This is a genomic window from Streptomyces inhibens, from assembly GCF_003389455.1.
GTDB lineage: Bacteria > Actinomycetota > Actinomycetes > Streptomycetales > Streptomycetaceae > Streptomyces > Streptomyces inhibens.
Map to the genome: position 1 here is coordinate 1 of NZ_QUAC01000403.1, position 9,765 is coordinate 9,765.

7 protein-coding genes and 1 pseudogene are annotated in these 9,765 nt (G+C 72.5%); 4 read left to right on the forward strand and 4 right to left on the reverse strand.

From position 1 onward, the window contains the following. Positions 1-1,824, forward strand: a pseudogene (locus DY245_RS35870) (hypothetical protein); the annotation flags it as partial. Positions 1,825-1,852: 28 nt separating this feature from the next. On the opposite strand, the gene DY245_RS35875 reads toward DY245_RS35870, so the two are convergent. Both DY245_RS35875 and DY245_RS35880 read right to left on the reverse strand, forming a co-directional pair. Further along, complete coding sequence (locus DY245_RS35875; protein ID WP_128511279.1) at positions 1,853-2,938, reverse strand: S-(hydroxymethyl)mycothiol dehydrogenase; 1,086 nt, start codon at positions 2,936-2,938, stop codon at positions 1,853-1,855. Between the two features lie 286 nt (positions 2,939-3,224). Beyond that, on the reverse strand, positions 3,225-4,031 hold the full coding sequence (locus DY245_RS35880; RefSeq protein WP_128511280.1) for an IclR family transcriptional regulator: 807 nt from the start codon (positions 4,029-4,031) through the stop codon (positions 3,225-3,227). 160 nt (positions 4,032-4,191) lie between these two features. Here DY245_RS35880 and DY245_RS35885 point away from each other — a divergent pair, with 160 nt between their 5' ends. Further along, a complete protein-coding gene (locus tag DY245_RS35885; protein ID WP_128511281.1) occupies positions 4,192-4,521 on the forward strand; it encodes a bifunctional 3-phenylpropionate/cinnamic acid dioxygenase ferredoxin subunit in 330 nt (109 codons plus the stop codon). A gap of 39 nt (positions 4,522-4,560) precedes the next feature. On the opposite strand, the gene DY245_RS35890 is transcribed toward DY245_RS35885, so the two are convergent. Then, entirely contained in the window at positions 4,561-5,781 is a 1,221-nt protein-coding gene (locus DY245_RS35890) for an MFS transporter (RefSeq protein ID WP_128511282.1), read from the reverse strand. Positions 5,782-5,845: 64 nt separating this feature from the next. Between DY245_RS35890 and DY245_RS35895 the strand changes: the two genes are divergently transcribed. Beyond that, entirely contained in the window at positions 5,846-6,274 is a 429-nt protein-coding gene (locus DY245_RS35895) for a MerR family transcriptional regulator (protein ID WP_128511283.1), read from the forward strand. Positions 6,275-6,334: 60 nt separating this feature from the next. On the opposite strand, the gene DY245_RS35900 is transcribed toward DY245_RS35895, so the two are convergent. Continuing rightward, positions 6,335-6,823 carry a hypothetical protein gene (locus tag DY245_RS35900; protein WP_425329485.1) on the reverse strand — a complete coding sequence of 163 codons (489 nt, stop codon included), beginning with the start codon at positions 6,821-6,823 and terminating at the stop codon, positions 6,335-6,337. Between the two features lie 280 nt (positions 6,824-7,103). Here DY245_RS35900 and DY245_RS35905 point away from each other — a divergent pair. After that, the coding region (locus tag DY245_RS35905; RefSeq protein WP_128511285.1) for a nitrate- and nitrite sensing domain-containing protein at positions 7,104-9,765 on the forward strand (2,662 nt) is incomplete at its 3' end.

Below are 9,765 nucleotides of genomic sequence, written 5' to 3' on the forward strand. Positions count from 1 at the left end.
CGCGCGCGGGCCGCCGACGAGGACCGCAGGGCGGCTCAGCGCGCCGCCGACGACGCCCGCCGCACCGCCCGCGCGCTGCGCGCCGAGCGCGCCGAGATCGCCGGCGTACCGGACGATCTGGGCGAGGCCCCCGAGGGCGTGAGCACCTCCCTGCCCGCGCTGCGCGAGGCCTACCGCGCCGCCTCCCAGCTCTACGAAAAGGTCGGCGTCGGCGCCGATCTGCGCGCCGAGCAGGCCCGCGCCGAGGGCGACGAGAGCGCGGCCCTGGCCGAGCTGAACCGTCTCACCAACAAGGTCCGCACCCGCGCGGAGGCGCTCCTTCAGAGCCCGGACGCCGCCGACGGCCCGTCCCGGCAGGCCGCCGCGGCCCGCGCCGAGTCGCTGGTGCAGATGCTGGAGAGCCGCGCCTCGGCCGCCAGCGAACAGCTCGGCCGGCTGCGCGGCGAGGCCGAACGGCTCGCCCCCACCGACGGCGACGCGCACACCGAGCTGCCCGAGGAGCTGGTACCCGCGGACGCCGACCGCGCCAAGGAGCTGCTGCGCGCCGCGGCCGGCGAACTGGCCACCGCCACCGAGGCGTTGGACGGCGCCAGGGCACAGCACGAAGAGCTGCTGCGCGCCCACCGCAGCGCCGAGGACGCGGCCGGCGGCTTCGACGAGACCGCCGCCCTGCTGCGCGATCTGCTGCGCGACCACCACGACACCGACGACACGGGCGACGCGCGGATCGAGCCGTACGCCGGCCGGCTCGACGAGGCCCGGCAGGCCGCCGCCGAATCCCGCCGCTCCCTGCGTGGCTGCGCCGCCGACCTCTCCGCCGCCGAGTCCGCGGTCCGCGAGGCCTCCGACATCCTCGTACGGCACGCCAACTCCACCCGCTACGAACAGGTCCGCACCCCCGCCCGGCAGCAGATCCGTGAGCTGCCCGCCGCGGCCCTCCCGGACCACGCCGTCAAGTGGGCGGAGGCCTTCGCGCCCCGGCTGCGGGTGCTCACCGACGAGCTGGAGCAGCTGGAGCGCAACCGCGACTCCATCGTCGACCGGCTCCGCGGCCTGGTCGAGTCGTCGCTGACGACGCTGCGCTCGGCCCAGCGGCTGTCCCGGCTGCCCGAGGGGCTGGGGGAGTGGTCCGGTCAGGAGTTCCTGCGGATCCGCTTCGAGGACCCCGACCAGGCCACGCTCACCGAGCGGCTGGGCGAGGTCATCGACGAGGCGACCCGCGCGGCGGTCAGGAAGAACAGCGATCTGCGGCGGGACGGGATGTCCCTGCTGCTGCGCGGTGTCGGCGCGGCGCTCCAGCCGCGCGGCGTGGCGGTGGAGATCCTCAAGCCGGACGCGGTGCTGCGCGCCGAGCGGGTGCCGGTCGGACAGATGGGCGATGTCTTCTCCGGCGGCCAGCTGCTGACCGCCGCCATCGCCCTGTACTGCACGATGGCGGCGCTGCGCAGCAACGACCGGGGCCGCGACAAGCAGCGGCACGCCGGCACGCTGTTCCTGGACAACCCCATCGGCCGCGCCAATGCGACCTATCTGCTGGAGCTCCAGCGCGCCGTCGCCGACGCGCTGGGCGTTCAGCTCCTCTACACCACCGGCCTGTTCGACACCACCGCGCTCGCCGAGTTCCCGCTGGTCATCCGGCTGCGCAACGACGCGGACCTGCGGGCCGGCCTGAAGTACATCAGCGTCGAGGAGCATCTGCGACCGGGCCTGCCGCAGCAGGATCCGGCCGGAGAGGCGGTACACGGCCAGATCACGGCGACCCGGATGTACCGCCGCCCGGAAGAGCGCACTTCCCCGGAGCCGTCGGAGGGCGCCACGGGGTGACGGCTCCGGCGGGGCGGCCTGCGGGCGGTTACAGCACCACGACCGACCGCAGGACCTCCCCGCGCTGCATCTTCGCGAAGGCCGGTTCGATGTCGTCGAGCACAATCGTCTCGCTGATGAACCGCTCCAGATCGAGCTTGCCGCTCAGAAACAGATCAATCAGCACCGGGAAGTCGCGGCTGGGCAGACAGTCGCCGTACCAGGACGACTTCAGCGCGCCGCCGCGCGAGAAGAGATCGATCAGCGGCAGCTCGATCCGCATGTCCGGGGCGGGCACACCGACCTGGACCAGCGTGCCGGCCAGATCGCGCATATAGAACGCCTGCCGGTAGGTCTCCGGGCGGCCCACCGCGTCGATCACCACATCGACGCCGTGCCCGCCGGTGAGCGCGCGGACCGCCTCGACCGGGTCCGTACCACGGGAGTTGACGGTGTCGGTGGCGCCGAACCGCTCCGCGGCGTCCAGCTTGCCGTCGTCGAGGTCGATGGCGATCACCCGCCGCGCGCCGGCCCGGGAGGCGCCCGCGATGGCGGCATTGCCGACGCCGCCGCAGCCGATGACGGCGACGGTGTCCCCGCTGCCCACACCGCCGGTGTGCACGGCCGCGCCGTACCCGGCCATCACCCCGCAGCCGATCAGGCCCGCGGCCTCCGGGCGCGCCGACGGATCGACCTTCACCGCCTGCTCCGCGGCGACCAGGGTCTTCTCGGCGAAGGCGCCGATGCCCAGGGCCGCGGTCAGCTCCGTACCGTCCAGCAGGGTCATCGACCGGGTCGCGTTGCGGGAGTTGAAGCAGTACCAGGGGCGGGCGCGGCGGCAGGAGCGGCACTGCCCGCAGGGCGCCCGCCAGGCCAGCACCACATAGTCGCCGGGCGCCGGCTCCGTGACGCCGGGACCGACCGCCTCGACGACACCGGCCGCCTCATGGCCGAGCAGATACGGGAACTCGTCGCCGATCGCGCCGTCGCGATAGTGCAGATCGGTGTGGCACACCCCGCAGGCCTGGACGGCGACGAGCACTTCGCCCGGGCCGGGATCGGGCACGAGGATCGGCAGCACCTCGACGGGCGCGCCCTTCTTGAGGGCGACGACGGCGCGGGCTTCGTGCGGCATGTCTCACTCCTAAAACAGCGCCTGCGGTGGCGGCAGGGGCGGGTGCGCGCGAGGTGGCACGGATGCCTGTGAGGGGTGGAGTGGTGCGCTGCGCGGGGAACGAAGACAGGGGTGGAGGGCGCTCCACCCCCGTCTTCGGTGTTGCCTATAGCGCGCTGGGTTGCGCTATAGGAGACATGCTGGAAGTCCGTCAGGGATCCGTCAAGGGGGATTTTTCGCTACGGGTCGAACGCCGTCCTCGTACCCCGGGCATGAGCTGCTCCGCCCGGGGCGCAAGGACGGGCCCTCACCCCGCGTACCCCATCCGGCGGGAGAGTTCGGCGGCCGCCTTCGCGGACCGCTCCGCGAGCTCCGGCAGCAGCCGGCGCTCCATCCGGTACGCCGGCCCCGAGACGCCGATCGCGCCGATCACCGCACCGTCGTGCGCCCGCACCGGCGCCGCCACCGCGTTCAGCCCGATCTCCAACTCCTCGTTGGTGCAGGCGAATCCGTCTTCGATCACGGCGGTCAGCTGCTCGCGCACACCGGCCGCCGTGGTCAGGGTGTTCTCGGTGAACCGCGGCAGCTTGCGGGTGACCAGGGTCTCCCGGCGCTGCTGCGGCAGATGGGCCAGCAGCACCTTGCCGCTGGCGGTGGCGTGCAGTGGGGTGCGTCGGCCCAGCCAGTTGTACGCGGTGACCGCGGCGGCCCCCCTGGCCTGCATGATGTTGACCGCCGCGTCGCCGTCCAGCACCGCGATGTTGGCGGTCTCCCCGGTCTCGTCGGCGAGCGCCCGGCACACCGGCTGGCCCTCCTGCGAGATGTCCAGCCGGATCGCCGCGGCGCCGGCCAGCCGCAGCACCCCGGCACCCAGGTAGTACTTCCCGCGCTCCTTCTCCTGCTCCACCAGCCCGCGGTTCTCCAGCACGCCCAGGATCCGGAACGCGGTCGACTTGTGGACGCCCAGCTCCTCGGAAATCTCCGTCACCCCGGCGTCACCCAGCTTGGCCAGGATCTCCAGCACGCTCACCGCACGGTCCACGGACTGGACGGATCCCGCCCCGCCGCGCCGCTCCTCGGACCGGTCGTCTGACGTATCGGTCGTGTTCGACATGGGTCTTTGTGTCACCACCCGGTGGCCCCCGAGGGCCACGTCTGAGGCATCTGTCGGGAAGCCCTTGACGGCCCGCTTCCCGGCCTGGATTCTGTTGCGCATCGCGCTCTGCGATGCGTTATTCAGAACACATGATACCGATCAGCGCGAGGGGGGCCAGATGATTCCCGTCTGCCGCATCGAGGACCTGCCCGAGGGCGAGTCCGTACGGATCGAGATCGACGACGCCACGCCGGCCATCGCGGTCTTCCATGCCGAGGGCGGTTACTACGCCGTCGACGACACCTGCAGCCATCAGGATGCCTCGCTCTCCGAGGGCTGGGTCGAGGGCTGCTTCGTCGAATGCCCGCTGCATGCGGCGCTGTTCGACCTGCGCACCGGCGCCCCGACCTGCCTGCCGGCCCGCCGGCCGGTGCGCACGCACGAGGTCAGCGTCCTGGACGGGATGATCCATGTACGGCCCGCCGTACGGGAAGAGGCGGTGGCGTAACGATCCCGGCCGCCGTCCGGCCCCGCCCCGCGCAGACGTTCATGAGGTCATGTGCGGGCGCTCGGCGGGGAAACCGTGTGCGCGAGCGGCGATCACCACGACCAGCACCGGTATCAGGAGCGCAAGGACGCTCCAGGGGAAGGAAGCGGGGCCGAGGAGGCCGAGGAGGATTCCGCCGATGACTCCGCCGCCGGCCATGGCCGCGTTCCACAGGGTGACGAGCATGGCTTGCGCGGCATCGGCGGCCTCGCCGCCCGCGTCGCCCACGGCGGTCTGCAGGAGAGTGGGGGCGCCGCCCCATCCGAGCCCCCACAGTGTCACCGCGAGATAGACCAGTGCGGGGCTGCCGGCCGCCACTGCCAGCAGGGCGGCCGCCCCGGCGACCAGCAGGCCGGCGGCGACGGTCAGGGTCCGCAGCCGGCGGTTGATGTGCGCGCCCACCAGCCAGATGCTCACCAGGGAGGCGGCGCCGAAGACCAGCAGGACGCGGTCGGTCGAGCCGCCCATGCCCAGCCCGTCGAGGAACGGGGCGATATAGGCGTACAGGACGGTGTGGGCCAGTACGAAGACCAGGGTCACGAACAGGACCGGTGCCACACCGGGGACGGTCAGGGTTCGCAGCATCGGGGCCCGGCCGTGCTGCCGTTGCCCGGGGAAATCCGGGACCGTCGCGGCGATCCAGGCGAGCAGGGCGACGGTGAGCACGGTCATGCTCCCAAACGCCGCCTGCCAGCCGAGCGCCTTGCCGAGGAAGGTCCCCGCGGGCACGCCCAGCGACAGCGCCACCGGAATGCCGGCCATGGCGATCGCGATCGCCTTGCCCTGTAGGTGAACGGGCGCCATACGGCGGGCGTATCCGGCCAGCAGCGCCCAGGCCAGGCCCGCGGCCACCCCGGCGACGAAACGGGCGACCATGGTCAGCGGATAGTTCGCCGAGACCGCCGTGACCGTGTTGGCGACGGCGAAGCCCGCCATCGCCGTCAGCAGCAGGCGCTTGCGCCGCCACCCTGCGGTGGCCGCCGACAGGGGGATCGCCGTGAGCGCGGTCCCGATCGCGTAGACGGTCACCGACTGCCCCATCGCGGACTCGCCGACGCCGAGGCCGGCACTCATCGCGGGCAGCACACCCGCGGGCAGCGTCTCGGTCAGACTGGTGATGAAGACGGCCGTGGCGAGCGCCAGCAGCGCGGCCAGGGGGAGTCTCGTCCGGTCGCCGGATCCGGTGGGGGAACCGGCCAGTTGTGTGGTGTGGTTGCTCATGGTCCGTATGCTCGAACCCTCACATTGATGTGAAGGTCAAGCGACTGGGCGTGAGGTGGACCACATGCGTATCGGAGAGCTGTCGGAGCGTACCGGCACCCCCCGCCGGCTGCTGCGCTACTACGAGGAGCAGGGGCTGATCGTCCCGGACCGCTGCCGGAACGGCTACCGCGCGTACGACGAACGCCTCGTGGACCGGGTGATGCAGATCAGAGGGCTGCTGGAGGCCGGACTGCCCACCCGGATCATCAAGCAGATCCTCCCGTGCCTGGACAAGCCCCGGGTCATCCATTTCTCCGATGCGACACCGGAGATGATCGCCACGCTGACCCGCGAACGCGATCGCATGACCGAACGCATCCAGTGCCTGACCCGCAACAGGGACGCCGTGGCCGAATATCTCGACGCGGTGGTCGGCAACCTCCGCCCGGACGCCGCCCCCGAAGCGTCGCCCGGCCCTTCATACGAGGTGCCGGCGAACAGCGCGACGTAGCCGGTGAGTTCGTCCGGCCGGGCCCGACCGCCGACCGCCGACCGTACGAGACTTCGTCGCTCACGCCGCCGCGCGGTCCACCCGCGACCGGCGGTCCCGGGACTCCCGTCGCCCCTGCCGGCGTGCCCGGCGCCGCTCGCGCCGCAGTTCGCGGGCCGTGCTGCTCGGCTGCGACTGCACCCCGTTGCGCTGCACCCACACCTGACGGGTCACCCAGACGTCCAGTACCGCCCAGGTGGCGACCACGGTGCTGGCGACCGTGCTGAGCACCGCGGGGAACGCCAGCCAGGAGCCCGCCAGCGTGCTCAGGAACGCCACCATGGCCTGAATCAGCGTGATCGCCACGATGATGACGGCGCGCACCGCGGCCGTGCGCACCGGATCCGCCATCCGGGGCCGGGCCGCCGGCTCCTCCTGCCACAACGGCCGCCTGCCGGTGTCCATGAACGCGTCACACTCCCCGCACTCTCCCCGCGTGTCCGACTCCTTGGTGGCTGCCCGGATTTCGCCGGATACACGCCCCTGGTGTCGCACCCCGTCCCCTCCCATGGTCATGCACCGCAACGGCGCAGGGTTACCCGGGGTAGAGCAAATCCGGCCAACCGGCCGCGCACACCCCAGGATGCCGGTGAGGTCTCCGAGCCCATGAATGCGGGCGGGTTGTCCGGGAATCGTCGGACAACTCAGGACGATCCCTCCCCGGCGCTCTTCCCCGAGGCTTCCGCAACGCCATGAGAGGCCTTCGGGTTGGTCCCCCGACAGTAGTAGGCTCACGCCGTTTGTTGACGGAACACCACCCCCGTGCGCCGGGGTTGACGTAGGGGAGGCCATGCGCTTTCGCGGGAAGTCGGTCCGCCGGAAGATCGTGGCGTTGCTGCTCGTACCGCTGGTGTCCCTGACGTCCATGTGGGCGTTCATGACCTATATCACCGGGCGTGAGGCCAACCAGCTGCTCGACGTCGGCAACGTCGTACAGAACCTTGGCTATCCGGTCGAGGACGTGGTCCAGGCCCTCCAGCGCGAGCGCCGGCAGAGCCTGCTCTACCTCGCCGACCGGCGCGGCGCCAATGCGCTCAGCGAACTCCACGGGCAGACCCGGGCCACCGACGAGGCCGTCGCCCGGCTGCGCGCCGACGCCGATGTCCGCGACGTCCGCGAGGACTTGAACGGCGAGACCGGCGACCGGATGGACAGCGTCCTCAAGGGCCTGGCCTCGCTCGGCTCGCTGCGCGCCCAGGTCGAGGACAACACCGTCACCCGCGACGAGGCCATGGAGGGCTACAACTCCCTGGTCGACCCCAGCTATGACTTCCTCGCCGCGCTCCACGCCCTGGAGAACGTGGAGATGGACAAGCAGGGCCGCGCACTGGTCAACATCACCCGCGCCCGGGAGGCGGTCTCCCGCGAGGACGCCCTGATGTCCGCGGTGCTCGCCTCCGGCAGCATGAGCAAACGCGAGGTGCGCGCGCTGTCCGACCGGGTCGCCGAACGCCGCGTGCTCTACGGCACCACCCTGCCCGTCCTGCCCGCCAAGGACCGCGGTCTCTACGAGGACTACTGGCGCTCCGCCAAGGCCCGCGAACTGACCGCGTACGAGGACCGGGTGATCGCCGCCGGCGCACAGGCCGGACCGCGTGTGGTCAACGCCGAGCGCTGGAACACCGCCGCGGAGAAGGTCCTCGGCGATCTGCAGCGGATGGGCAAGGAGACCGGCGACCGCTACCAGCAACGCGTCGCCCCGGTCGCCACCCGCATCCTGCTCAAGGCCGCCGTCGCCGGCGTCCTCGGCTTTGTCGCACTGCTGGTGTCGATCATCGTCTCCTTCCGTATCGGCCGCCGTCACGTCCGGGACCTGACCCGGCTGCGCAAGACCGCCCACGAGGTCTCCGGCGTACGGCTGCCGAGCGTGATGCGCCGGCTCGCGGCCGGCGAACAGGTCGATGTGGAGACCGAGGCACCCCGGCTCGAATTCGGCCACGACGAGACCGGCCAGGTCGGCCAGGCGCTCAACACCCTGCAACGGGCCGCCATCGAGGCCGCCGTCAAACAGGCGGACATGCGCCGCGGCGTCTCCGAGGTGTTCGTCAACCTCGCCCGCCGCAGCCAGGTCCTGCTGCACCGCCAGCTGACCCTGCTGGACGCCATGGAGCGGCGCACCGAGGACACCGACGAGCTCGCCGACCTCTTCCGGCTCGACCATATGACCACCCGTATGCGGCGGCACGCCGAGGGCCTGGTCATCCTCTCCGGCGCGGCCCCCTCCCGGCAGTGGCGCAAACCGATCCAGCTGATGGACGTGGTGCGCGCGGCGGTCGCCGAGGTGGAGGACTACGAGCGGATCGAGGTACGCCGGCTGCCGAGGCTGGCCGTGGACGGCCCCGCCGTCTCGGACCTCACACACCTGATAGCCGAACTCCTGGAGAACGCCACCGTCTTCTCCCCGCCGCACACCGCCGTCCAGGTGCTCGGCGAGCGGGTCGCCAACGGCTACACCCTGGAGATCCACGACCGCGGCCTGGGCATGACGCCGGATCTGCTGCTGGAGGCCAACCTCCGGCTCGCCGAGACCCCCGAGTTCGAGCTGTCCGACACCGACCGGCTCGGTCTGTTCGTGGTCAGCCGGCTCGCCCAGCGGCAGGACGTACGGGTCTCCCTGCAGCCCTCGCCGTACGGCGGCACCACCGCGGTGGTCTTCATCCCGGGGACGATCCTGACCGAGACCGGTGACGGTGGCCGGGAGGACGACGAGCCGGGCGCCGGCGAGTTGCCCGGTGGACCGGTCGGCAACGAACTGGAGCACGCCGCGGGCAAGTTGGCCGCGCTCTCGCAGGTGCCGGTGCCCATCCCGGGGCGCGAGCGGCGCAGCCCGGCCGTCATCGACGGCCCGGTCGAACTTGAGGCGCCGCTCGGCCCGGACGAGCTGGGCCCGGTCGAGGACGAGGAAAGTCTCTTCCGGGGCCGTGGCCGGAGCCGGGGCCGTGAGCGGAGCCCGGACCGCGACCGCAGGGGCCGGGCCGGCAAGCCCGCCGCGCCACGCGGTATCGCACCGGTGCCGCCCGTCCCCGAGGACGAGCAGCATCAGCAGACCAGGGACCGGTCGCCGCGCGGCGGGCTGGCACCGCTGCCGCGCCGCCCCCGACCGCCGGTGCTGGTCTCCGACCACGGCAGGACGGTCGACGACCGCGACGCAGACGGCAAGGGCACCACGGAGCGCCCCGAAACCGAGCGCCCGGGGCCCGAACGCCCCGGCGCCGAGCGACCCGGCCCCGAAAGCCCCGGCGCGCCTCCGTCGTCCTCCGCGCCGAAGGACCCCGCCCCGGACGCCCCGAACACATCGGACGCGCCGGAGCCCACCGACGGCACCCCGGCCCGGGGCACGCCCGCGCCCACCACGCCCACGGGACTGCCCCGCCGGGTACGGCAGGCCAGCCTCGCGCCCCAGCTCAAGGCCGACGCCGCCGCCGCGCAGCCCGCGGCGGAACCACGGCCCG